This is a genomic window from Candidatus Kosakonia sp. 282A-S69, from assembly GCF_029433855.1.
GTDB classification, from domain to species: domain Bacteria; phylum Pseudomonadota; class Gammaproteobacteria; order Enterobacterales; family Enterobacteriaceae; genus Kosakonia; species Kosakonia cowanii_A.
Map to the genome: position 1 here is coordinate 20,899 of NZ_JAROAU010000004.1, position 24,610 is coordinate 45,508.

The 24,610-nt window shown below is 55.6% G+C and carries 23 protein-coding genes and 1 other annotated feature; of the genes, 17 read left to right on the forward strand and 6 right to left on the reverse strand.

Features of this window, described 5'->3' with window-relative positions; all coding sequences use genetic code 11:
- The first annotated feature begins 197 nt into the window (after positions 1-197).
- Both sltY and trpR read left to right on the forward strand, forming a co-directional pair.
- Complete coding sequence (sltY, locus tag PU683_RS19825) at positions 198-2,138, forward strand: murein transglycosylase (RefSeq protein ID WP_277174361.1); 1,941 nt, start codon at positions 198-200, stop codon at positions 2,136-2,138.
- Positions 2,139-2,214: 76 nt separating this feature from the next.
- Positions 2,215-2,544: a trp operon repressor gene (gene trpR, locus PU683_RS19830; protein ID WP_277174362.1), complete on the forward strand. Its 330-nt coding sequence runs from the start codon at positions 2,215-2,217 to the stop codon at positions 2,542-2,544.
- Here the strand turns inward: trpR and yjjX are convergent.
- On the reverse strand, positions 2,535-3,050 hold the full coding sequence (gene yjjX / locus PU683_RS19835; RefSeq protein ID WP_277174497.1) for an inosine/xanthosine triphosphatase: 516 nt from the start codon (positions 3,048-3,050) through the stop codon (positions 2,535-2,537). The genes trpR and yjjX overlap by 10 nt on opposite strands.
- Before the next feature lie 97 nt (positions 3,051-3,147).
- Here yjjX and gpmB point away from each other — a divergent pair, with 97 nt between their 5' ends.
- Complete coding sequence (gpmB, locus tag PU683_RS19840) at positions 3,148-3,795, forward strand: 2,3-diphosphoglycerate-dependent phosphoglycerate mutase GpmB (protein WP_277174363.1); 648 nt, start codon at positions 3,148-3,150, stop codon at positions 3,793-3,795.
- Here the strand turns inward: gpmB and robA are convergent.
- Positions 3,792-4,664, reverse strand: coding sequence for an MDR efflux pump AcrAB transcriptional activator RobA (robA, locus tag PU683_RS19845; RefSeq protein WP_277174364.1), 873 nt, complete (start codon positions 4,662-4,664; stop codon positions 3,792-3,794). The genes gpmB and robA overlap by 4 nt on opposite strands.
- Positions 4,665-4,881: 217 nt before the next feature.
- Between robA and creA the strand changes: the two genes are divergently transcribed.
- The 4 genes from creA to creD are packed head-to-tail and all read left to right on the forward strand — an operon-like array spanning position 4,882 to position 8,917.
- Entirely contained in the window at positions 4,882-5,355 is a 474-nt protein-coding gene (creA, locus tag PU683_RS19850) for a protein CreA (protein WP_277174365.1), read from the forward strand.
- 11 nt (positions 5,356-5,366) lie between these two features.
- On the forward strand, positions 5,367-6,056 hold the full coding sequence (creB, locus tag PU683_RS19855; RefSeq protein WP_277174366.1) for a two-component system response regulator CreB: 690 nt from the start codon (positions 5,367-5,369) through the stop codon (positions 6,054-6,056).
- Positions 6,056-7,480 (forward strand): two-component system sensor histidine kinase CreC, encoded by a 1,425-nt coding sequence (gene creC, locus PU683_RS19860; RefSeq protein ID WP_277174367.1) that lies wholly within the window; start codon positions 6,056-6,058, stop codon positions 7,478-7,480. Before creB ends, creC begins: the two co-directional genes overlap by 1 nt.
- A gap of 57 nt (positions 7,481-7,537) precedes the next feature.
- Entirely contained in the window at positions 7,538-8,917 is a 1,380-nt protein-coding gene (gene creD / locus PU683_RS19865; protein WP_277174368.1) for a cell envelope integrity protein CreD, read from the forward strand.
- A gap of 40 nt (positions 8,918-8,957) precedes the next feature.
- On the opposite strand, the gene arcA is transcribed toward creD, so the two are convergent.
- Positions 8,958-9,674, reverse strand: a complete 717-nt coding sequence (gene arcA / locus PU683_RS19870; protein WP_023480336.1) for a two-component system response regulator ArcA — start codon at positions 9,672-9,674, stop codon at positions 8,958-8,960.
- A 94-nt stretch (positions 9,675-9,768) separates the two neighbouring features.
- Here arcA and yjjY point away from each other — a divergent pair, with 94 nt between their 5' ends.
- The 6 genes from yjjY (at position 9,769) to thrC (ending at position 16,033) form a co-directional block, all read left to right on the forward strand.
- Positions 9,769-9,909, forward strand: coding sequence for a YjjY family protein (yjjY, locus tag PU683_RS19875; RefSeq protein WP_086870418.1), 141 nt, complete (start codon positions 9,769-9,771; stop codon positions 9,907-9,909).
- 396 nt (positions 9,910-10,305) lie between these two features.
- A complete protein-coding gene (locus PU683_RS19880; protein ID WP_277174369.1) occupies positions 10,306-10,992 on the forward strand; it encodes a tRNA/rRNA methyltransferase in 687 nt (228 codons plus the stop codon).
- 209 nt (positions 10,993-11,201) lie between these two features.
- Positions 11,202-11,270: a thr operon leader peptide gene (gene thrL, locus PU683_RS19885; RefSeq protein ID WP_124971581.1), complete on the forward strand. Its 69-nt coding sequence runs from the start codon at positions 11,202-11,204 to the stop codon at positions 11,268-11,270.
- Positions 11,209-11,326 (forward strand) — a sequence feature (Thr leader region). (Overlaps the previous gene by 62 nt.)
- Before the next feature lie 23 nt (positions 11,327-11,349).
- Entirely contained in the window at positions 11,350-13,812 is a 2,463-nt protein-coding gene (thrA, locus tag PU683_RS19890) for a bifunctional aspartate kinase/homoserine dehydrogenase I (RefSeq protein ID WP_277174370.1), read from the forward strand.
- Between the two features lies 1 nt (position 13,813).
- Complete coding sequence (gene thrB, locus PU683_RS19895) at positions 13,814-14,743, forward strand: homoserine kinase (protein ID WP_277174371.1); 930 nt, start codon at positions 13,814-13,816, stop codon at positions 14,741-14,743.
- A gap of 3 nt (positions 14,744-14,746) precedes the next feature.
- Positions 14,747-16,033 (forward strand): threonine synthase, encoded by a 1,287-nt coding sequence (thrC, locus tag PU683_RS19900; protein WP_042713419.1) that lies wholly within the window; start codon positions 14,747-14,749, stop codon positions 16,031-16,033.
- A gap of 42 nt (positions 16,034-16,075) precedes the next feature.
- Here thrC and yaaA read toward each other — a convergent pair whose 3' ends face one another.
- Positions 16,076-16,849 (reverse strand): peroxide stress protein YaaA, encoded by a 774-nt coding sequence (yaaA, locus tag PU683_RS19905; RefSeq protein WP_277174372.1) that lies wholly within the window; start codon positions 16,847-16,849, stop codon positions 16,076-16,078.
- 74 nt (positions 16,850-16,923) lie between these two features.
- A complete protein-coding gene (locus PU683_RS19910) occupies positions 16,924-18,360 on the reverse strand; it encodes an alanine/glycine:cation symporter family protein (protein WP_277174373.1) in 1,437 nt (478 codons plus the stop codon).
- Between the two features lie 299 nt (positions 18,361-18,659).
- On the opposite strand from PU683_RS19910, the gene tal reads away from it, so the two are divergent.
- The 3 genes from tal to PU683_RS19925 all read left to right on the forward strand — a co-directional run bounded on the left by tal (position 18,660) and on the right by PU683_RS19925 (position 21,721).
- Entirely contained in the window at positions 18,660-19,613 is a 954-nt protein-coding gene (gene tal, locus PU683_RS19915; RefSeq protein ID WP_277174374.1) for a transaldolase, read from the forward strand.
- A 106-nt stretch (positions 19,614-19,719) separates the two neighbouring features.
- Positions 19,720-20,307 (forward strand): molybdopterin adenylyltransferase, encoded by a 588-nt coding sequence (mog, locus tag PU683_RS19920; protein ID WP_277174375.1) that lies wholly within the window; start codon positions 19,720-19,722, stop codon positions 20,305-20,307.
- 121 nt (positions 20,308-20,428) lie between these two features.
- A complete protein-coding gene (locus tag PU683_RS19925; protein WP_277174376.1) occupies positions 20,429-21,721 on the forward strand; it encodes an MFS transporter in 1,293 nt (430 codons plus the stop codon).
- Between the two features lie 49 nt (positions 21,722-21,770).
- Here the strand turns inward: PU683_RS19925 and satP are convergent, their stop codons facing one another.
- Positions 21,771-22,337, reverse strand: coding sequence for an acetate uptake transporter (satP, locus tag PU683_RS19930; RefSeq protein ID WP_042715340.1), 567 nt, complete (start codon positions 22,335-22,337; stop codon positions 21,771-21,773).
- 299 nt (positions 22,338-22,636) lie between these two features.
- On the opposite strand from satP, the gene dnaK reads away from it, so the two are divergent.
- Entirely contained in the window at positions 22,637-24,562 is a 1,926-nt protein-coding gene (gene dnaK / locus PU683_RS19935) for a molecular chaperone DnaK (RefSeq protein WP_277174377.1), read from the forward strand.
- Positions 24,563-24,610 lie beyond the last annotated feature (48 nt).

Sequence of the window (24,610 nt, forward strand, 5' to 3'; positions counted from 1 at the left end):
GTTATGAGTAGTGCATTTAACAGCGGAGTGTAGCCGTTTTCGCGCGCTAATCCCAGCCAGCGACGCTCACACTGTTAAATCACACCAGAAAGGTAAAAAAGTGTGCGTAACGTGGCGCGTTACGGGATGCCCGGTTAGCATTAACTCCTGTATGCGGCATGATGCTGTAAAAATGTGACAGATAAGAGGAAAGAGCTGTGCAGAGAGCTAAACATGCCGCCTGGCGGTTAGCGGCGGCCTGCGTGTGTTTGCTGTCTTTCAGCAATGCGGCGCGGGCAGACTCACTGGATGAACAACGCGAGCGGTATGCGCAAATCAAAAGCGCCTGGGACAATAACCAGATGGACGTTGTGCAGCAGCTAATGCCGACGCTGCAAACCTATCCCCTTTACCCCTACCTGCAATACCGGCAGATCACCGATGATTTGATGAGCGAACCGGCGCTCACTGTCACCCAGTTTGTGCAGCAGTATCCGACGCTGCCCGCTGCGCGAACGCTGAAAAACCGCTTTGTGAATGAGCTGGCGCGGCGTCAGGACTGGCAGGGTTTGCTGGCATTTAGCCCGGACAAACCGACGACCACCGAGGCGCAGTGCAACTACTACTTTGCCAAATGGAACAGCGGCCAGGCGGATGAAGCCTGGGCGGGTGCGAAAGATCTCTGGCTGAGCGGTAAAAGCCAGCCGAACGCCTGCGATCAGCTGTTTGGTGCCTGGCGGGCGTCGGGTAAACAGGATCCGCTTGCTTACCTGGAACGTATTCGCCTGGCGATGAAAGCGGGTAATACGCGGCTTGTCACGCTGCTGGCCAGCCAGATGCCGTCCGATTACCAGACTATCTCGTCGGCAATTGTGACGCTCGCCAACGATCCAATGACGGTGATGAGCTTCGCCACCACCACCGGGGCGACGGACTTTACGCGCCAGATGGCGGCAGAAGCGTTTGAAAGCGTGGCGCGACAGGATGTGGAAAATGCGCGGCTGATGATCCCCTCTCTGGTACAGGCGCAAAAACTCAACGAGGAGCAGGCGCAGCAGCTGCGCGAGACGGTGGCGTGGCGTCTGATGGGCAATAGTGTGACCAGCGAGCAGGCGCGCTGGCGCGACGATACGATTATGCGTTCGCAATCCGTTTCACTGCTGGAGCGACGCGTGCGCATGGCGCTCAGCAATGGCGATCGCCGCGGGCTGAATACCTGGCTTTCACGCCTGCCGATGGAGGCGAAAGAGAAAGATGAGTGGCGCTACTGGCAGGCAGATCTTCTGCTGGAGCGCGGGCGTGAAAATGACGCCAGGGAGATCCTGCATGCGCTGATGCAGCAGCGCGGCTTCTACCCGATGGCCGCCGCGCAGCGTCTGGGCGAAGCGTATCAGTTGCAGATTGATAAAGCCGATGGCAACGTCGAACCAACCCTGTTGCAGAGCGCAGAGATGGCGCGCGTGCGTGAGCTGATGTACTGGAAGATGGATAACACCGCGCGCGGCGAGTGGGCGAATCTGGTCTCCAGCCGCAGCCAGCAGCAGCAGGCGCAGCTGGCGCGCTATGCCTTTGAGCAGCAGTGGTGGGATCTGAGCGTGCAGGCGACGATCAGCGGCAAGCTGTGGGATCAGTTAGAGGAGCGCTTCCCACTGGCGTATCGCGATCTCTATACGCGCTATACCGGCGATAAGGAGATTTCACCGAGTTATGCGATGGCTATCTCCCGCCAGGAGAGTGCCTGGAACCCGACAGCGCGCTCGCCGGTCGGTGCGAGCGGGCTGATGCAGATTATGCCCGCCACCGCCACGCATACGGTGAAGATGTTCTCTATCCCCGGCTACAGCAATGCCAGCCAGCTCTTCGATCCGGAAACCAATATCAAGATCGGCACCAGCTATTTGCAGTATGTCTATCAGCAGTTTGGCAATAACCGTATTTTCGCCTCGGCGGCCTATAACGCCGGGCCGGGGAGGGTGCGTAGCTGGCTGAATAGCAGCGGCGGCAAGCTCGATGCGGTGGCTTTTATCGAGAGCATTCCCTTTTCTGAAACGCGCGGTTATGTGAAAAACGTGCTGGCTTATGATGCCTACTACCGTTACTTCCTGCAGGGCGAGAAGCCGACCATCCTCAGTGACGCTGAATGGCAGCGCCGTTACTGATTAGTGTGGTTTATGCTATGCTGCGTACTCATGCACGAGTACGCAGCATAAAACCCCCTTACACGGCGAAAAAACTATGACTCAGCAATCCCCCTATTCAGCGGCGATGGCCGAACAGCGCGAGCAGGAGTGGCAACGCTTTGTTGAGCTGCTCAGACAGGCGTACGACAACGAACTGCATATCCCGTTGCTTAACCTGATGCTTACGCCGGACGAGCGTGAAGCGCTGGGGACGCGGGTGCGTATTATCGAAGAGCTGCTGCGCGGCGAGATGAGCCAGCGCGAGCTGAAAAATGAGCTTGGCGCGGGCATTGCGACCATCACGCGCGGCTCAAACAGCCTGAAGGCCGCGCCGACGGATTTGCGTCTGTGGCTGGAAAAAGCGTTACTTAATGCTCAGCGATAAACGGCGTTATGGAACGGGCTGAGCGCCAGTATCACCGCCTGGTGATAGACGCTTTCGCGGGTCAGCGCCCCGGCGGTAAAGACGCCGATGGCTCCCTCTTTGCGGCCTATCTCATCAATGCCGGTGTAGCGTGACATCACTGGCCCCAGCGCCTCGCCGGCGTTAACATCGCGCAAAATTACCTCCGGCAGCGGCAGCGTTGCCGAGCGGGACTCCCCGGTTAACTCGCCATTTTCAATCACCACCCAACTGAAGGTGCTTCCTTCATCAATACCCGCTTCGATAGCGACCCAAAAATCCGCGTTCGGCTGCGCCGCGCGCGCGTTTCGCACGCGGTTTCGTGCGCCAGTTCGCGTTTCTTCACTGCCGAAGGGTTGTTCCGGGACGCCGCTCTCGACGGAAATAGCGGCAATATGGCAGCATCCTTCGCCGAAAATCTGGTTAAAAGCGTGCAGAATCGCCCGAATTTTAGCGGGATTGGTGGTAGCGCAGACAACTTGGTGCATAATCATCTAAGGCATGTCCGGGAGGAAACTGCTTTCCCATGCGGACTTGAGCCTTCCTCAGAGAATAAATTCATCGCAGTATAATGGATAACAATACATGTTACAGGTATACCTTGTTCGCCACGGTGAAACCCTTTGGAACGCCGAGCGTCGTATTCAAGGCCAGTCCGACAGTCCTTTAACCGATAAGGGCGAAACACAGGCCCGACAGGTGGCGGAACGCGCGAAAGCACTGGGCATCACCCACATTATCACCAGCGACCTGGGGCGTACGCGCCGCACGGCGGAGATTATTGCTGACATTTGCGGCTGCGACGTGAGGCTGGAACCGCGCCTGCGCGAGCTGGATATGGGCGTGCTGGAGCGACGTCATCTTGACTCGTTGACCGAAGAGGAAGAGGGGTGGCGTCGTCAACTGGTCAACGGCACCGCAGATGGCCGCATTCCTGAAGGCGAGTCGATGCAGGAGCTGAGCGAGCGTATGCACGCCGCGCTGGCGACCTGTCTGGAGCTGCCACAAGGCAGCCGACCGCTGCTGGTAAGCCACGGCATGGCGTTGGGGTGTCTGGTGAGTACCATTCTTGGCCTGCCAGCGTACGCCGAGCGCCGTTTGCGCCTGCGCAACTGTTCCATCTCGCGCATCGACTACCAGCAAAGCCCATGGCTTGCGTCTGGCTGGGTGGTGGAAACCGCAGGCGACGTCTCGCATCTGGACGCACCTGCGCTGGATGAGATGCAGCGTTAACGGCGGATAGGGATCAGATACTCGCAGCGGATGTGCGTCGGCGGTTCGCGATCGTTGGCGGCGTTGTGCTGCGGGTAGAAGTGTTCAATATCCTGGCCTTTACGGCGCGTCAGCTGAAGCATCGGCATGCAGGTGCCGTAGACGGTCAGGATAAACTCCTGCAACCCTTCCGGCGCACCATCATAGGAGAAAGCAACATAATCTCCCCCCTCCAGCACAACTGGCTGAGCGTTACTCAGGTAACCATTCGCCTGCTCCGGCGTCAGCGCGGTGGTATAAAAGACTTCCTGCTCGTCATCTTTTTCCTGGCTTGGCCGCGGCTCGTGCAGACCATACAGCTCATCCGGAATGGTTGGCGCATTGCTTAAAAACTCGCGCCAGAACTGGATACGCATCTGGTTACGAAAATCGGAGATCTCCTCCAGCGCGCAGGTGTAACTTTGTGTGGTGCCGATAAGCTTCATTGGCGGCAGCGTGACAAAGTTGTGCGTTGGTAAGGCAAACTCGCCCAGACGCAGCGGCGGTCGAATGCCAAATGAGTTCCAGTCCGGTGAACGGCGATAGAGCGCAGGCGTGACGGCAAACTGTTTTTTAAACGCGCGGGTAAAGGTTTGTTGGGAGTCGAAGCGATACTGTAGCGCGATATCAAGAATCGGGCGGGCGGTGAGGCGCAGCGCGACGGCGGATTTCGACAAACGACGGGCGCGAATATAGGCGCCAATAGCGTGGCCTGTGACATCCTTGAACATCCTTTGCAAATGCCACTTGGAATAGCCCGCTTTTGCCGCCACATTATCTAACGACAGCGGCTGATCGAGATGGCCTTCCAGCCAGGCAAGTAAGTCGCGAATGATGCCAGCCTGATCCATAAATATCCTCTTCCATAGCACAGCAGCGGTGAACGCTTGATATCAGGGAAGGGATAATAGCGGGTTTTAAGAGGTTTAGCATGCAGTGTTTTTTTTGTGCTTGCCCGCGCATTGTGACTGATTTTAATAATAAATTTTGTAAATGGGTGATCTGCAAACAGTTTCTCATATGAAAACTGAATAGTTGCGTAACGTAATATTCAAAAATGGTAACAATATGAAATATATAAAGTTTGTCATTCCTGCTCTTCTGTTGACCTCGTTGGGTTCTGCGCAGGCGGAGCAGATTGGATCGGTGGATACGGTGTTCAAGATTTTCGGGCCCGATCACAAAATCGTGGTGGAGGCGTTCGACGATCCCGATGTGAAGAATGTCACCTGCTATATCAGCCGGGCGAAGACCGGCGGCATCAAAGGCGGATTAGGGTTAGCGGAGGATACCTCCGATGCGGCGATCTCCTGCCAGCAGGTAGGGCCGGTTGAGCTGAGCGATAAAATCAAGAATGGCAAAGCGCAGGGCGACGTCGTTTTCCAGAAGCGAACCTCATTAGTTTTCAAAAAGTTACAGGTAGTTCGTTTCTATGATGCCAAACGTAACGCGCTGGCCTATTTAGCTTACTCCGATAAAGTGGTCGAAGGTTCGCCGAAAAACGCAATCAGCGCAGTGCCGATCATGCCGTGGGGTAAATAAGCAAAGTGTCTATGCCGCAACCGCTGATTTGGCTGGTGGAAGATGAAGCCAGTATCGCTGAAACCTTAATCTATATGCTGCAACAGGATGGGTTTGTCGTCACCGCGTTTGAGCGGGGTTTACCGGTACTGGATGCAGCGGCGCAGCGGTTGCCCGAATTGGTCATCCTTGATGTCGGGCTGCCGGATATCAGCGGCTTTGAGTTGTGTCGGCGTCTGCTGGCGCGCGCGCCCGCACTGCCGGTGCTGTTTCTGACCGCGCGCAGCGAGGAAGTGGATAAGCTGCTGGGTCTGGAAATGGGCGCGGATGACTATATCGCCAAACCCTTCTCACCGCGCGAAGTGTGCGCCCGCGTGCGCACAGTGCTACGCAGGCTGCAGAAAGCGTCGTTGCAGAGCGACCGCATTCGCGTCGGAGAGTTTGAGCTGGATGAAACGGCGGCGGTGATCCTCTGGTGCGGCGAAACGCTGAGTCTGACTCGGTATGAGTTCCTGTTAATGAAAACATTATTGCAGGCGCCGGGCAGGATCTTCTCGCGCCAGCAGTTGATGGACCAGGTATGGTGCGATGGGCAAGAGAGCTTCGATCGTACCGTCGATACCCATATCAAAACGCTGCGCGCCAAGCTGCGCGCAATCAATCCCGAACTTGCCCCCATCAATACCCATCGCGGCATGGGTTACAGCCTGGGGCTGCGCTGATGCGTATCGGCATGCGCCTGCTGCTGGGCTACTTTCTGATCGTGGCGGTGGCCGCCTGGTTTGTGCTGTTTATCTTTGTGCAGGAGATCAAACCCGGCGTGCGTCGCGCGACGGAAGGCACACTGATTGATACCGCGACATTGCTGGCCGAGTTTGCCCGCGAAGATCTGCGCAGCGGGCATCCGCAGGATGGGCGGCTGGCGCAGGCCTTCTCCACGCTCCATCAGCACCCGATCAACGCCCATATCAACGGCATCCACAAAGTCCGCAATGAGTACCATGTCTATATGACTGATGCGAGCGGGCGCGTGGTGTTTGATTCAACGGGCAAGGATGTGGGCGGGGACTACTCGCGCTGGAACGATGTCTGGTTAACGCTGCGCGGGCAGTATGGCGCGCGCAGCTCACCGGCGGTGGCGGGCGACCCGCAAAGCACGGTGATGTATGTCGCCGCGCCGGTGACAGATGCAGGGCGGATCATCGGCGTGGTGAGCGTCGGTAAACCCAATAGCGCAATGGAACCGGTGATAAAACGCAGCGAACGGCGCATATTGTGGGCCGGTGGTGCGCTGCTCGGCATTGCGCTGCTGATTGGCGGTGCGATGGTCTGGTGGATCAACCGCGCGATTGGCAAGCTCGCCCGGTATGCTGATTCGGTAACCGAAGACCGCCCGGTGCCGCTGCCTGAACTGGGCAGCAGCGAACTGCGTAAACTGGCGCAGGCGCTGGAGAGCATGCGCGTCAAGCTGGAAGGGAAAAACTACATTGAGCAGTATGTTTACGCCCTGACTCATGAGCTGAAAAGCCCGCTGGCGGCAATCCGCGGTGCGGCGGAGATCCTGCAGGAACACCCTCCGCAGCCAGTCGCGACCCGCTTCACGGAGAGTATTCTTGCGCAGAATAGCCGTATGCAGTGCCTGGTCGAGAAGTTGCTGTACCAGGCGAAGCTGGAGAACCGTCTGGAGATCGCCTTTGCGCCTGTGGAGATGGCTGCGCTTTTTCAGCAATTGCAGGAGGAGCGAAGCGCGGTGGCCGCGGCGAAGGGGTTGAACATTGCCTGCGAAGCCAACGACGCGGTGGTCGCCGGTGATAAAGAGCTGCTGGCGCAGGCGGTGGGTAACCTGCTGGATAATGCCATCGACTTTACGCCTGCCGGGGGCAATATTGTGCTGCGCGCCATGGAGGAAGCTGACAAGGTGGTGATTACGGTGAGCGACAGCGGCACGGGTATTCCTGACTATGCGCTGCCGCGCGTTTTTGAGCGCTTCTACTCCTTGCCGCGCGGGACTGGGCAGAAGAGCAGTGGGTTAGGGCTGGCATTTGTCCAGGAGGTCGCGCGCCTGCATCACGGCGCTATCACCGTTTCCAACCGTGCGGAAGGGGGGTGTGAGGCTCGTCTGGCACTTCACCCTCACTTCACATAACTTCAAATGCTTCACACATAGCCTCGTTATGCTGCGCGCATCACTAAGGAGAGCGCTATGTTGAAATCCCCCCTGTTCTGGAAAATGGCTACACTGGCAAGTTGCCTGTGTGTATTACTTATCCCGCTGACCACGCTCAGCAGTCTGATTAGCGAGCGCGCCGATTATCGACATGAAGTGACCGATACGCTGCGCCAGAGCAGCGCCGGCTCGCAAAAGCTGATTGGGCCGCTGATCGCCATCCCGGTGACGGAAACCACTGTTTCGCTGGAGAGCAACGGCGAAAATGAACCACCGAAAGAGATACGCCGTAAGCAGAGTTTCATCCGCTTATGGCTGCCGGAATCCCTGATGATCAACGGCAATCAGCAGGTTGAAACACGCAAAATCGGTATCTACGACGGGCAACTCTGGCATAACAACATCGATATTAACGCCGAGTTCGACCCGAAGCGGCTGGATATTAAACCCACGGAAAATGTGACGCTTGGCGAGCCGTTTATCGTGCTGGCAGTGAGCGATTCACGCGGCATTGGCCTGGTGCGGAGCACAAGCGTGAATGGCGAAGCGCTACGCGTCGAGCCAGGGACAGGTTTGATGAGCGATCTGCAGGGCGTACATATGCCGCTGGCGATGGAAAATCTGCAAAAACCGCTCAGGCTGGCGATGTCGTTTAATCTGAGTGGAACCGGTGAGTTTTCCGTAGTGCCGCTTGGCCGCAATAGCGAAATGGCGCTAAAAGGCGACTGGCCGCACCCGGGTTTTATGGGTGATTTCCTGCCGGAGAAGCGTGAAGTGAGCGAGAGCGGATTTCAGGCGCACTGGCAGAGCAGCTGGTTTGCCAACAATATGGACAGCAAAGTGCGCGATACGGCGGTGCTTTCCAGTAAGAACAACCGGGAACTGCCGGCGTTTAGCGTCAATATTGTCACTCAGGCCGATCAGTATCAGCTTACCGACAGAGCGATAAAGTACGCCATCTTGCTGATCGTGCTTACGTTCCTGGCCTTCTTCGTGTTTGAAAGCCTCACCGCGCGGCAGATGCACCCGATGCAATATCTGCTGGTTGGCTTGTCGCTGGTGATGTTTTATCTGGTATTACTGGCGCTCTCTGAGCACACCGGATTTACCGTCGCGTGGATTGTCGCCAGCCTGCTCGGTGCGCTGTTGAATGGTTTCTATCTGCAGGGTGTGATGAAAAGCTGGCGCGCCAGTCTTGGTTTTACCGCTGCGCTCCTGCTGCTTGATGCGGTCATGTGGGGGCTGCTCAATTCTGAGGATAATGCGCTCTTACTGGGAACCGACGTGCTGTTTGTGGCACTGACAGCGGTGATGTTCCTCACGCGTAAGTTTGACTGGTACGCGCTCTCGGCGGCAGGGAAAAAGCGGATCGCAGCAGAGCCTGCGGTGGGAGAGGAGTTACGGCTCTGGAAATAAAAAAAGCGGCGCACTGCGCCGCTTTTTCATTTGCGTTCGTTTATTCCTGCAGATCGCCGCAGAAGCGGTAACCTTCGCCATGAATAGTGGCGATAATTTCTGGCGTATCCGGCGTTGATTCAAAGTGCTTACGGATACGGCGGATGGTGACATCCACGGTACGATCGTGCGGTTTCAACTCACGTCCGGTCATTTTTTTCAGCAGCTCAGCACGCGACTGAATCTTGCCCGGGTTTTCGCAGAAGTGCAGCATCGCGCGGAACTCACTGCGCGGCAGCTTGTACTGTTCGCCGTTCGGACTAATCAACGAGCGACTGTTGATATCAAGCTCCCAACCATTGAATTTGTAGCTATCGACGCTGCGGCGCTCTTCGCTGATGGTACCCAGATTCATGGTACGGGACAGCAGGTTGCGCGCGCGGATAGTCAATTCACGCGGGTTAAAGGGTTTGGTGATGTAATCGTCAGCGCCAATTTCAAGGCCGAGAATCTTATCGACTTCGTTGTCGCGACCGGTCAGGAACATCAGCGCGACGTTCGCCTGCTCACGCAGCTCACGCGCCAATAAGAGACCGTTTTTACCCGGCAGGTTGATATCCATAATCACCAGGTTTACATCATGTTCAGAAAGGATCTGATGCATTTCAGCGCCATCAGTCGCTTCAAAGACATCGTAGCCTTCTGCTTCGAAAATGCTTTTCAACGTGTTGCGTGTTACCAACTCGTCTTCAACAATAAGAATGTGCGGGATCTGCATGTTTGCTACCTAAATTGCCAACTAAATCGAAACAGGAAGTACAAAAGTCCCTGACCAGCCTGGTGCATGTCGAAAATTAACATGACGGCATAACATGACTAAAGTACGTAATTGCGTTCTTGATGCACTTTCCATCAACGTCAACAACATCATTAGCTTGGTCGTGGGCACTTTCCCTCTGAACCCGACAGTGTCAAAAACGGCTGTCATCCTAACCATTTTAACAGCAACATAACAGGCTAAGACGCAAATGACACCCAATAAAACTACTCTTCGTTGACATATATCAAGTTCAATTGTAGCACGTTAACACTTTAGCGAAATTCTGATATCTAGCTGCTAGCTTCTATCACAAATTTTCAATAAACCAAGTAGTTGCGTGCGCTAATTGATAAATAGCCTGAATCCAACACAGGCAGACATTTCTGTATTAAAATGCCAATAATAAACAGAGGGATATGCCCGTTCTGTTAACATCTTAACAGGTAATATTGCTGATAAACAGTTTAGCTTTTTTTAAGCGTAGAGACCGGTCAGATCAGTGATTGGTGTTATGTAATTGTAAATTCGCACCGCGTAATATGTTGATTGATGTCACATTTCTTCCGCGGGCATGAAAAAGAAGGTTTTAATGCAACTGGCAATTGTTCTTGTCTCCCCCGCGCGAGCGGAAAACGTTGGCGCCGCAGCACGTGCCATGAAAACGATGGGCTTTACTGATTTACGTATCGTCGACAGTGAGGCGCATTTGCAGGAAGCTGCACGACGCGTCGCGCACGGTTCGGGTGACATTCTTGATAACGCGAAGCACTACGCCACGCTCGCCGAAGCGCTGGCCGATATTCCTTTCACCATAGCCACTACCGCGCGCAGTCGGGCGAAATTCCACTATTACGCGACACCTGAGCAGCTTGTACCGTTATTACAGGAAAAAAGCGCCTGGCTTAGCGGCGCGGCGCTGGTTTTTGGGCGTGAGGATTCCGGTCTGACTAATGATGAGTTGGCGCTGGCAGATATTTTAACCGGTGTGCCGATGGCGTCAGATTACCCTTCACTCAATCTTGGCCAGGCGGTGATGGTATTCTGCTATCAATTATCTGCATTAATGCAAAGTGCGCCGCAAACCTTTTCTCAGGTTGATAATAACCAGCTAAGCGCATTGCGTTTGCGGGCACATAATTTACTTGAAAAATTAGGCGTGGTTGACGACATCAAAATGGTCGACTGGCTGGATCAGCGGCTGGGCTTGCTGGAGCAGCGCGACACCGCGATGTTGCACCGTTTGCTTCACGATATCGAAAAAAAGCTTATCGAGTAACCGTCTGTAATAAGATTCTTTTATAGCTGAAGATGCTGCGATATCGGCTCCTCATCGCCCTAATCGGGCTGTATACGGCTCCGCTTTTAGCGCAGACGGGAATTGAATAAACGCTGCATAAATAAAAAATAAATTGACTTAAGCAGGCAGATACTTTAACCAATATAGGCATACAGCACAGACAGATAATAATACAGAGCACAACATCCATGGCACGCATCTGCACGATTACCACTATTACAACCATCACCATTACCACAGGTAACGGTGCGGGCTGACGCGTACAGGAAATAATGAAAAAAGCCCGCACCTGAACAGTGCGGGCTTTTTTTTCGAGCAGAAATCAAGGGGTAGAGCATGAGAGTGTTGAAGTTCGGTGGTACATCAGTGGCAAATGCGGAGCGTTTCCTGCGTGTTGCCGATATTCTGGAAAGTAATGCCAGGCAGGGGCAAGTCGCAACCGTACTCTCTGCCCCCGCAAAAATTACCAACCATCTTGTCGCAATGATCGAGAAAACCATCTCCGGACAGGATGCCATTCCCAACCTTAGCGATGCGGAGCGTATCTTCTCCGAGCTGTTGCAGGGGCTTTCAGAAGCTCAGCCCGGTTTTCCGCTCGCACAACTCAAAACTGTCGTTGATGCTGAATTCGCGCAGATCAAACATGTCCTCCATGGCATCAGCCTGCTGGGCCAATGTCCGGACAGCATCAACGCTGCGCTCATCTGCCGGGGTGAAAAACTCTCGATCGCGATTATGGCCGGTCTGCTGGAAGCTCGCGGTCATAACGTGACGGTTATCGATCCGGTCGAAAAATTACTCGCTGTCGGGCACTATCTTGAATCGACGGTCGATATTGCTGAATCCACACGCCGTATCGACGCCAGCCGTATTCCGCAGGATCACATGGTGCTGATGGCCGGTTTCACCGCGGGCAATGAGAAGGGCGAACTGGTGGTTCTCGGGCGTAACGGCTCCGATTACTCTGCCGCCGTGCTGGCCGCATGTTTACGCGCCGACTGTTGTGAAATCTGGACGGATGTCGACGGCGTATATACCTGCGACCCGCGCCAGGTGCCAGACGCCAGGCTGCTGAAGTCGATGTCCTATCAGGAAGCCATGGAGCTCTCCTACTTCGGCGCTAAAGTTCTTCATCCCCGCACTATTACTCCCATCGCCCAGTTCCAGATCCCATGCCTGATTAAAAACACCGGCAATCCGCAAGCACCCGGTACGCTGATTGGGGCCACCTCAGATGATGACGCTTTGCCGGTTAAGGGCATCTCCAATCTTAACAACATGGCAATGTTCAGTGTTTCAGGTCCGGGAATGAAAGGCATGGTCGGCATGGCCGCGCGCGTCTTCGCGACCATGTCGCGTAACGGCATTTCCGTCGTGTTGATCACCCAATCTTCATCCGAGTACAGCATCAGCTTCTGTGTGCCACAATCCGACTGCGCCCGTGCGCAACGCGCAATGAATGAAGAGTTCTACCTTGAACTGAAAGAGGGGTTGCTGGAGCCGCTCGCCGTGATGGAACGGCTGGCGATTATCTCCGTTGTCGGGGATGGCATGCGCACCTTACGCGGCATCTCGGCGAAATTCTTTGCCGCACTGGCACGCGCCAATATCAATATCGTGGCGATTGCCCAGGGCTCCTCCGAGCGCTCGATCTCCGTTGTGGTCAGCAATGACGACGCCACCACCGGCGTACGCGTCACTCACCAGATGTTGTTCAACACCGATCAGGTGATTGAAGTCTTTGTGATTGGCGTCGGTGGCGTCGGCGGCGCCTTACTGGAACAGCTGAAGCGCCAGCAAACATGGCTGAAGAATAAACATATCGATCTGCGCGTCTGCGGCGTTGCCAACTCGAGAGCGCTGCTGACCAATGTGCACGGGCTGAACCTGGATAACTGGCAGGCAGAACTTGCTGAAGCGAAGGAGCCGTTCAACCTGGGCCGACTGATTCGTCTGGTGAAGGAGTACCACCTGCTGAACCCGGTGATCGTCGATTGCACCTCAAACCAGGCGGTGGCCGATCAGTATGCTGACTTCCTGCGCGAAGGTTTCCACGTCGTCACACCTAACAAAAAAGCGAATACCTCATCGATGGATTACTACCATCAGCTGCGTCGCGCCGCAGAGAAATCGCGCCGCAAATTCCTTTATGACACCAACGTTGGCGCGGGTCTGCCGGTTATTGAAAACCTACAGAATCTGCTTAACGCCGGTGATGAGCTGCAACGCTTCTCAGGTATTCTCTCCGGCTCCCTCTCTTTTATTTTCGGTAAGCTTGACGAAGGGATGAGCCTGTCAGAAGCAACAAAAGTAGCGCGCGAGATGGGCTACACCGAGCCGGATCCGCGTGACGATCTCTCCGGCATGGATGTCGCACGCAAGCTATTGATCCTGGCGCGTGAAACCGGGCGTGAACTGGAGCTTGCCGATATCGTGATCGAGCCAGTATTACCCGCGAGCTTCGATGATTCCGGTGATGTCGACAGCTTTATGGCGCGTCTGCCATCGCTGGATGATGAGTTTGCCAGCCGCGTGGCGAAGGCCCGTGACGCCGGCAATGTGCTGCGTTACGTTGGCAACATTGAAGAGGATGGCACCTGCCGGGTGAAAATCGCCGAAGTCGACGGCAACGATCCGTTGTATAAGGTGAAAAACGGCGAGAACGCGCTGGCGTTTTACAGCCACTACTACCAGCCGCTGCCGCTGGTGCTGCGCGGTTACGGCGCAGGTAATGATGTCACGGCGGCGGGCGTGTTTGCCGACCTGCTGCGTACGCTTTCGTGGAAGTTAGGGGTCTGAGATGGTGAAGGTGTATGCGCCGGCGTCTAGCGCCAATATGAGCGTAGGGTTTGATGTCCTTGGCGCGGCGGTGACGCCGGTCGATGGCACGCTGTTAGGCGACACTGTGTCGGTGGAAGCCGCCGATCAATTTAGTTTGCAAAACAGAGGGCGTTTCGCCAGCAAATTACCGAGCGAAGCGCGGGAAAATATCGTTTATCAATGCTGGGAGCTCTTTTGCCAGGAAATTGGCAAGCAGGTGCCGGTAGCGATGACGCTGGAAAAAAACATGCCGATTGGCTCCGGGCTTGGCTCCAGCGCTTGCTCAGTCGTCGCGGCGCTGGTGGCGATGAACGAGTTCTGCGGTAAACCGCTTGATGAGACACGCATGCTGGCGCTGATGGGCGAGCTGGAAGGGCGTATCTCCGGCAGTGTGCATTACGACAACGTTGCGCCTTGCTACCTCGGCGGCATGCAGTTGATGATCGAGGAAGGCGGCATTATCAGCCAGCAGGTGCCATGCTTTGATGAGTGGTTATGGGTGCTTGCCTACCCGGGCATTAAAGTCTCGACGGCGGAAGCGCGCGCCATTTTACCGGCGCAGTATCGCCGTCAGGAGTGTATTGCTCATGGGCGTCACCTGGCTGGATTTATTCATGCCTGTTACTCCCGCCAGCCTGCGCTGGCGGCGAAATTGATGAAAGATGTGATTGCCGAACCCTACCGCATGAAGCTGCTGCCTGGCTTTGAGCAGGCGCGTCAGGCGGTGGCGGATATCGGCGCACTGGCTTGCGGTATCTCCGGTTCGGGTCCAACGCTGTTTGCGTTGTGCGACAAGCCGGATACCGCGCAGCGCGTGGCCGACTGGCTCGGCAAACACTATCTGCAAAATCAGGAAGGCTTCGTTCATATTTGCCGGCTGGACACGGCGGGCGCAAGGGTAGTGGGATAACCAATGAAACTCTACAACTTAAAAGATCACAATGAGCAGGTCAGCTTCGCGCAGGCCGTCACACAAGGGCTTGGCAAAAATCAGGGGCTCTTCTTCCCGCACGATCTGCCGGAATTCAACCTGACAGAAATCGACGAGATGCTGGAGCAGGACTTCGTCAGCCGTAGCGCGAAGATCCTCTCTGCCTTCATCGGTGATGAGATCCCGCAGGAGGCGCTGGAGGCCCGCGTGCGTGCCGCCTTCGCCTTCCCTGCACCGGTAAAACCGGTCGAGAACGACATTGGCTGCCTGGAGCTGTTTCACGGGCCAACGCTGGCGTTTAAAGATTTTGGCGGGCGCTTTATGGCGCAGATGCTGAGCGCTATCAGCGGCGACAAACCGGTCACCATTCTGACTGCGACCTCCGGCGACACCGGCGCGGCCGTTGCGCATGCCTTCTACGGCATGAAGAATGTTCGCGTGGTGATCCTCTATCCGCAGGGCAAAATCAGCCCGCTGCAGGAGAAGCTCTTCTGTACGCTGGGTGGAAATATCGAAACGGTGGCCATCGATGCTGACTTCGACGCCTGCCAGGCGCTGGTGAAACAGGCCTTTGACGATGAAGAGCTGAAAAGCGCGCTGGGCCTTAACTCCGCTAACTCGATTAACATCAGCCGCCTGCTGGCGCAGGTGTGCTACTACTTCGAAGCGGTGGCGCAGCTGCCGCAAGAGGCGCGCAATCAGCTGGTGGTGTCGGTGCCTAGCGGCAACTTCGGCGATCTGACCGCGGGGCTGCTGGCGAAGTCACTCGGCCTACCGGTGAAACGCTTTATCGCTGCCACCAACGCCAACGACACCGTGCCGCGTTTTCTGAAAGAGGGCGAGTGGCAGCCAAAAGCGACGCAGGCGACCCTGTCAAACGCGATGGATGTCAGCCAGCCGAACAACTGGCCGCGCGTCGAAGAGCTGTTCCGGCGTAAAATCTGGCGTCTGAATGAGCTGGGTTACGCGGCTGTGGATGATGAAACGACTAAAGCGACAATCGTTGAACTGAAGGAGAAGGGCTACGTCTCCGAGCCTCACGCCGCAATTGCTTACCGCGCCCTGCGCGATCAGCTCCATCCGGGTGAATATGGCCTGTTCCTTGGCACGGCACATCCGGCGAAGTTCAAAGAGAGCGTGGAGGCGATCCTCGGCGAAACGCTGCCGCTGCCGAAAGAGCTGGCCGACCGCGCGGATCTGCCGCTGCTCTCTCACTCCCTGCCTGCGGATTTTGCGGCGTTACGCCAGCTGATGATGCAAAAAGCGTAATCTTAAACGTCCTCCACCCGTTGGTGGAGGACGCTCTTCGGCTTACTGTTCGTGGCGCTTAAATACCAGCTCGTCTGGCGTTGAGGCTGCCTCATCAAAGACGTACCCTTCGCTGCTAAACTCCGTTAGCTGCTCCGGCTTTGTCAGACGCTGCTCAATGATGTAGCGGCTCATCAGGCCGCGCGCTTTTTTGGCGTAGAAGCTGATAACCTTAAACGTGCCGTTTTTCTCGTCGAGGAACACCGGTTTGATGATGCGCGCATTGAGCTTTTTCGGCTTCACAGCCCGGAAATACTCATCGGACGCCAGGTTAACGACAATCTCATCGCCCTGTTCGGTCAGCGCTTCATTCAGCGTATCGGTGATGATATCACCCCAGAACTGGTAGAGATCTTTGCCTCTCTCATTCTCAAAACGAATGCCCATCTCCAGACGATACGGCTGCATCAAATCGAGCGGACGCAGCACGCCATACAGGCCGGATAGCATGCGCAGATGCTGCTGGGCGAAGTCAAAATCCGCGTCGCTGAAGGTCTCTGCCTGCAGGCCGGTATAAACATCGCCTTTAAACGCGAGTAATGCCTGACGCGCGTTTTCAGGCGTGAAATCGGGCTGCCAGTCGTGAAAACGGGTGGCGTTGAGGTCGGCGAGCTTATCGCTAATCCCCATTAGCTTTTTAATCTGCGGCGCGGAAAGCGTGCGTGCGGTCTTAATCAGCTGTTGAGAGTGCGCCAGCAAGGCTGGCTGGGTGTAGCGCTCGGTTGCCAGCGGGCTCTGGTAATCGAGCGTTTTGGCAGGTGAAATCAAAATCAGCATGCTCACTCCTTGCTGTGTGAGAAATTTCCGCTGACTTTAACAAAAAAATCACCAGGCTTGATCGATAGTTGCGATTACCGAGACGAAGGGGGAAGCGAGTCCCAACTGCCTGGCGCAAGCTGACGCTGAATCTCCGGGTAACGCTGCGGATTAAACACCGGCTCGACGCCGAGCTTACGCTGGCGCAGATAGTCGCCCGCCAGCAGTTTAACCACCGGCGATAGCAGCAGGATGGCCGTCAGGTTAATCATCGCCATTAGCGCCATCACCACATCGGCGATATGCCAAATCAGCGGTACGCTGACTAACGAACCACACAGCACCATTAACACCACGATGCCCCGCAGCAGCAGGAGGTTGCTACGGCTGTTGCGGCCTAAAAAGATCAGGTTGTTTTCGGCATAGAGGTAGTTCGCAATAATTGAGGTAAAGGCGAACAGCAGCACAACCAGCGCGATAAACCCGGCGCTCCAGCTACCTGCAAGAGAGACCATCGCCTGCTGCATCAGCTGAATGCCGATAAGGCTGCTCTCTGCCGGCCCGCTACCTGCCAGCAGCAGCATCATCGCGCTGGCGGTACAGACCAAAAAGGTATCTGTCAGCACACCAATCATCTGCACAATGCCCTGCGCAACGGGGTGGGGCGGGGAGGAGGCTGCCATCGCCGCGGCATTCGGCGAGGAGCCCATGCCGGCTTCGTTGGTCGACATGCTGCGCTGAAACCCGCTGGTCATGGCCTGGCTCAGCGTCCAGGCCATGGTGCCGGTCGCCGCCTCTTGCCAGCCAAAAGCGCTTCTGAAAATGGTGATGAAGACCTCCGGTAGGAGGGTGGCATGCCAAAGGCTGATGCTGAAACTCACCGCGATCCATGCCAGCGCAATCAGCGGTACCATCCACTGCATCAGACGGGAGAGTACCGCCAGGCCGCGCGGCATAAACAGCAGGCAGCCCACCGCCAGCACCAGACCGGTAAGCGTGCCCGGCACCTGCCAGGCGAAGTGAACGGCGCGCGTCGCCACGCTCGATTGTATCGTGTTAAACACCAGCCCGTAGGCGAGGAGCAGGAAGATGGAGAAGAGCACGCCCATCCAGCGCATGCCGAGGCCGCGGGCCATATACCAGGCCGGGCCGCCGCGCAATCGGTTATTGGCATCGCGCTCTTTATAGAGCTGGGCCAGCGCGCACTCGGCGAAGCTGGTTGCCATGCTGATAAGCGCCGCGACCCACATCCAGAAAATTGCGCCCGGGCCACCGGCGGTAAGGGCAAACGCTACACCCGCCAGGTTGCCGCTGCCTAATCGCGTCGCCAGGCTCAGGCAGAGCGCCTGCCATGAGGTGAGGGCGCCAGGCGGCACGCTGCGACCGCTTTTCAGACTTTTGCCAAAGTCGCGGAAAAAACGAAAGGGAACAAACAGGCTGCGAAATGCAAACCAGATACCCGCCGCTGCCAGCAGGTATACCATCAGCGATCCCCACAGGATCTCACTGATAAAAGAGAAAAATTCTGGCATTAACAACCCTCTTGTCGATGCCGGGGAAGGGAACCTGCAATGGCACTTGTATAACTGACTTATCACTTCGCAGGCAATTAATCATGGAGTTTATCATACAATGCCCCCTGCATTGTCTGCGGTTGCGCTGACAGGGCGTCGTGTTATCATCTTGCCAGACCGGTTACATCCCCCTAACAAGTATACTCGTCATACTTCTCGTTCAGGTGCGCTGGCAGCCTTTGCGCCCGACAAGCCATAAAGGCGTCATCGGTCTCGACGTGATTTATTCAGGGTATCGTTTAAAGAGAAACATTATCATGACGGATAAATTGACCTCCCTGCGTCAGTACACAACAGTCGTGGCTGATACCGGAGATATCGCGGCAATGAAGCTCTATCAGCCGCAGGATGCAACAACCAACCCTTCTCTGATCCTCGGGGCAGCCCAAATTCCGGAATACCGTAAGCTGATTGACGAAGCTGTGACCTGGGCGCGTAGCCAGAGCAGCGACCGCGCGCAGCAAGTGGTTGATGCAACTGACCGCCTGGCCGTTAACATCGGTCTGGAAATCCTCAAACTGATCCCGGGCCGTATCTCCACTGAAGTTGACGCGCGCCTCTCTTACGACACCGAAGGCTCCATCGCCAAAGCTAAACGCCTGATCAAAATGTATAACGATGCGGGCATCAGCAACGATCGTATTCTGATCAAGCTGGCCTCCACCTGGCAGGGCATTCGCGCAGCAGAACAGCTGGAAAAAGAGGGCATCAACTGTAACCTGACGCTGCTCTTCTCCTTCGCGCAAGCGCGTGCGTGTGCCGAAGCGGGTGTTTACCTGATCTCCCCGTTCGTGGGCCGTATTCTCGACTGGTACAAAGCCAACACTGACAAGAAAGAGTACGCACCGGCAGAAGATCCGGGCGTGGTCTCCGTGAGCGAAATCTACCAGTATTACAAAGAGCATGGTTATGAAACCGTGGTGATGGGCGCAAGCTTCCGCAACACCGGCGAAATCATTGAGCTGGCTGGCTGCGACCGTCTGACCATCGCTCCGGCACTGCTGAAAGAGCTTTCAGAAAGCGAAGGCGCGCTGGAGCGCAAACTGGTTTACACCGGCGAAGTGAAAGCGCGTCCGGAGCGCATCACTGAAGCGGAATTCCTGTGGCAGCACAACCAGGATCCGATGGCGGTGGATAAACTGGCGGACGGTATCCGCAAGTTTGCCGTTGACCAGGAAAAACTGGAAAAAATGATCGGCGATCTGCTGTAATCACCAGGCGTGGCCGGGCTCCCGGTCACGCTTCTTCTCTCCACTCTGTTTGCCTCTCCCTTCAGCGTGTATCATTCCGTAAACGGTTTTTCGCAACGGAATAATTATGGACACACTACGTATTGGTTTAGTTTCGGTTTCCGATCGCGCCTCCAGCGGCGTTTATGAAGACAAAGGTTTACCCGCGCTTGAAGCGTGGCTGGCATCAGCCTTAACCACCCCTTTTCATATCGAAACGCGCCTTATCCCTGACGAGCAGACCATCATCGAGCAGACCCTGTGTGAACTGGTGGATGAGATGAGTTGTCATCTGGTGCTGACCACCGGCGGAACCGGCCCGGCACGACGCGATGTAACACCCGATGCCACTCTTGCCGTTGCCGATCGCGAGATGCCGGGCTTTGGCGAGCAGATGCGCCAAATTAGCCTCAACTTTGTCCCAACGGCTATCCTTTCGCGCCAGGTGGGGGTGATCCGTAAACAGGCACTGATCCTCAACCTGCCGGGCCAGCCGAAATCGATTAAAGAGACGCTCGAAGGGCTAAAAAGCGAGAGTGGTGAAGTGAAAGTGGCGGGGATTTTTGCCAGTGTACCGTATTGTGTACAGCTTCTTGATGGCCCCTATGTGGAAACCAATCCGCAAATGGTAGCAGCTTTTCGCCCTAAAAGCGCAAGGCGCGAAACTTTATCCTGAAAGTAGCGCTTTCTGACATATGCGATCCCGACGGTGGCGTATTGATATTTTTACGGTATAGTCATTTTTACTTTACATAAGCTTTAAAAATACAATCGTTCACTCTTATCAACGGTTCGCTATGTCACATTACACACGCCCTCTGAATAAACAGGATTATAAAACCCTGACCCTCGCCGCCCTCGGCGGGGCGCTGGAGTTTTACGATTTCATCATTTTCGTCTTCTTCGCCGCCGTGGTCGGGGAGCTCTTCTTCCCGGCTGATATTCCCGAGTGGCTGCGCCAGGTGCAGACCTTTGGTATTTTTGCCGCCGGTTATCTGGCGCGTCCGCTGGGCGGCATTGTGATGGCGCACTTCGGCGATCTGGTCGGGCGCAAGAAGATGTTCACCCTTAGTATTCTGCTGATGGCGCTGCCCACGCTGCCGACCTATGCCTCAATGGGCATTGTCGCGCCGCTGCTGCTGCTGTTGATGCGCGTGTTGCAGGGCGCAGCGATTGGAGGCGAAGTGCCAGGGGCATGGGTATTTGTCGCCGAGCATGTTCCGGCGCGTCGCATTGGTATCGCCTGCGGCACGCTGACGGCGGGCTTAACGGTCGGCATCCTGCTGGGGTCGGTGGTTGCCACGCTGGTCAATACCAGCATGACGCAGCAAGCGATCCACGATGGCGGCTGGCGTCTCCCCTTCCTGCTCGGCGGTGCGTTCGGGCTGGTGGCAATGTATTTACGCCGTTGGTTGCGTGAGACCCCCATCTTCCTTGAGATGCAGCAGCGCAAAGCGTTGGCGCAGGAGCTGCCGGTAAAAGCGGTGGTGTTGAAGCACAAAAAAGCGGTGGTGGTCTCGATGCTGCTGACCTGGCTGCTCTCGGCCGGGATTGTGGTGGTGATTCTGATGTCGCCAGTCTGGCTACAAAAGCAGTATGGTTTCGCGCCCGCTCTGACCTTACAGGCAAACAGCATCGCCACGGTTATGCTCTGTTTCGGATGCCTCGCGGCCGGCCTGTTAGTCGATCGCTTCGGTGCCAGCCGCACCTTTATTGTCGGTAGCCTGCTGCTCGCCGCGGCCAGCTGGCTCTTCTATCACCGCGTGGGCAGCCACCCGGAACAACTCTTTATGCTTTATGGTCTGGTCGGGTTATGCGTCGGCGTTGTGGGCGCTGTGCCCTATGTGATGGTGCGCGCTTTTCCGGCGGAAGTGCGTTTTACCGGCATCTCCTTCTCCTACAACGTCTCTTATGCCATCTTCGGCGGGCTGACGCCGATTGCGGTCACGATGTTGATGAGCGTCTCGCCGATGGCACCAGCCTGGTACGTGCTGGCACTCTCATTAATGGGGCTGGGCTTAGGCATATGGCTGCGTCAGGATCTGCATCACGCCGATAGCGTGGCGGAGACTCCGCTGCAATCGTTATAAAAAAACGGAGCCTGAAGGCTCCGTTTTTTAATGCGCTCACTTAATAAAATCAGTGTTTTTCGCCAATTGGCAGCACGGTGCGGCCAAATTGTTCGTTCAGCACTTCGCCCATCGCCAGGTAGATAGCGCTGGCACCGCAGACGAGGCCAATCCAGCCTGCGATATGGACGATGTTTTCGTTATCCGCCAGATGTCCCACCGCCAGCAGCGCAAACAGCACCGTCAGGCTCAGGAAGACAAACTGCAGCATGCGCGCGCTCTTCAGCGTGCCGAAGAACATGAACAGGGTAAAGACACCCCAGATGGCTAAATAGACGCCGAGGAAGTGGCCGTTGGTCGCCTCCGTCAGCCCCATTTTCGGGAACAACAGAATCGCTACCAGCGTCAACCAGAAAGAACCGTAAGAGGTAAAGGCCGTTAAACCGAAGGTGTTGCCTTTTTTGTACTCAAGCAGGCCGGCAAAAATCTGTGCGATACCACCATAGAAAATGCCCATCGCCAGGATAATGACATCCATCGGGAATAAACCAATATTATGCAGGTTAAGCAGAATAGTGGTCATGCCGAAGCCCATTAAGCCCAGCGGAGCCGGATTAGCCAACTTAGTGTTGCCCATAATTCCTCAAAAGAATCAATTGATAAAGGGGAGAAATAATTACCCCGCGGGCGTTTTCTGCAAGCGGGGCGCGGCATCATAAATAGCGCTACCTGGCCTGTCTATGATCTGAACAGGTGGAAATTAAAAAATTTTTTATTGCCTCCCCCCTTGATGCGCGGCGCGGCGACCCCATCTTGTAGTCAACCGCATTTTGTGGGCCTGCAAAAAAATCAATACAGGGCAGTTGAAACCGTGAGGTTTGCCCTTATTACAGGTTCACAACCAGCTGATGACGAATTTTTAGTGGAGACGTTTAGATGGGTAAAATTATTGGTATCGACCTTGGGACAACCAACTCTTGTGTAGCCATCATGGACGGGGCTCAGGCGCGCGTGCTTGAGAACGCTGAGGGCGATCGCACCACGCCTTCCATTATTGCGTACACACAGGATGGCGAGACTCTGGTAGGTCAGCCGGCTAAACGTCAGGCAGTGACGAACCCGCAAAACACGCTGTTTGCGATCAAGCGCCTGATTGGCCGTCGCTTCCAGGACGAAGAAGTCCAGCGTGACGTATCTATCATGCCTTACAAAATCATGGCAGCCGACAACGGCGACGCCTGGATTGATGTGAAAGGCAACAAAATGGCACCGCCGCAGATCTCTGCTGAAGTGCTGAAAAAAATGAAGAAAACAGCGGAAGATTACCTGGGTGAACCGGTAACTGAAGCCGTTATCACCGTTCCGGCTTACTTTAACGATGCGCAGCGTCAGGCGACCAAAGACGCCGGCCGTATCGCGGGCCTGGAAGTAAAACGTATTATCAACGAACCGACAGCGGCAGCGCTGGCTTACGGTCTGGATAAAGAGACCGGTAACCGCACTATCGCGGTATACGACCTGGGCGGCGGTACCTTCGATATCTCCATCATTGAAATCGACGATGTTGATGGCGAAAAAACCTTCGAAGTACTGGCGACTAACGGTGATACCCACCTCGGTGGTGAAGATTTCGACAGCCGTCTGATTAACTACCTGGTGGAAGAGTTCAAGAAAGATCAGGGTATCGATCTGCGCAACGATCCGCTGGCAATGCAGCGCCTGAAAGAAGCGGCAGAGAAAGCAAAAATCGAGCTCTCTTCAGCACAGCAGACCGACGTGAACCTGCCGTACATCACCGCAGACGCGACCGGTCCGAAACACATGAACATCAAAGTGACTCGCGCGAAACTGGAAAGCCTGGTCGAAGACCTGGTAAGCCGTTCTATCGAGCCGCTGAAAGTTGCGCTGCAGGATGCGGGCCTCTCCGTTTCTGACATCAACGACGTGATTCTGGTCGGTGGCCAGACCCGTATGCCGATGGTGCAGAAAAAAGTGGCTGAGTTCTTCGGCAAAGATCCGCGTAAAGATGTGAACCCGGATGAAGCAGTGGCTATCGGTGCTGCGGTTCAGGGCGGCGTTCTGACCGGTGAAGTTAAAGACGTTCTGCTGCTGGACGTTACCCCGCTGTCGCTGGGTATCGAAACCATGGGCGGCGTGATGACTCCGCTGATCAACAAAAACACCACCATCCCGACCAAGCACAGCCAGGTGTTCTCTACTGCGGAAGACAACCAGTCTGCGGTAACCATCCATGTACTGCAGGGTGAGCGTAAACGCGCCTCCGATAACAAATCGCTGGGCCAGTTCAACCTCGATGGTATTAACCCGGCGCCGCGCGGCATGCCGCAGATCGAAGTGACCTTCGATATCGACGCCGATGGTATTCTGCACGTCTCTGCGAAAGACAAGAATACCAACCGTGAGCAGAAGATCACCATCAAGGCATCTTCTGGTCTGAACGAGGATGAAATCCAGAAAATGGTACGTGACGCGGAAGCGAACGCCGAGTCTGACCGTAAGTTCGAAGAGCTGGTACAGACCCGTAACCAGGGCGATCATCTGCTGCACAGCACCCGCAAGCAGGTTGAAGAAGCAGGCGACAAACTGCCGGCTGAAGATAAAACGGCAATCGAGTCCGCGCTGAGCGAGCTGGAAACCGCGCTGAAAGGCGAAGACAAAGCGGCCATCGACGCCAAAATGCAGGCGCTGGCTCAGGTTTCCCAGAAACTGATGGAAATCGCCCAGCAGCAGCACGCACAGCAGCAGGCAGGCGGCGCTGACGCTTCTGCGAACAACGCCAACGCGGCGAAAGATGACGACGTAGTTGACGCCGAGTTCGAAGAAGTTAAAGACAAAAAATAATCGCCCTTATGCAGGGTAGATAACCAGCACGGGCGTCGGAGTTTTCTC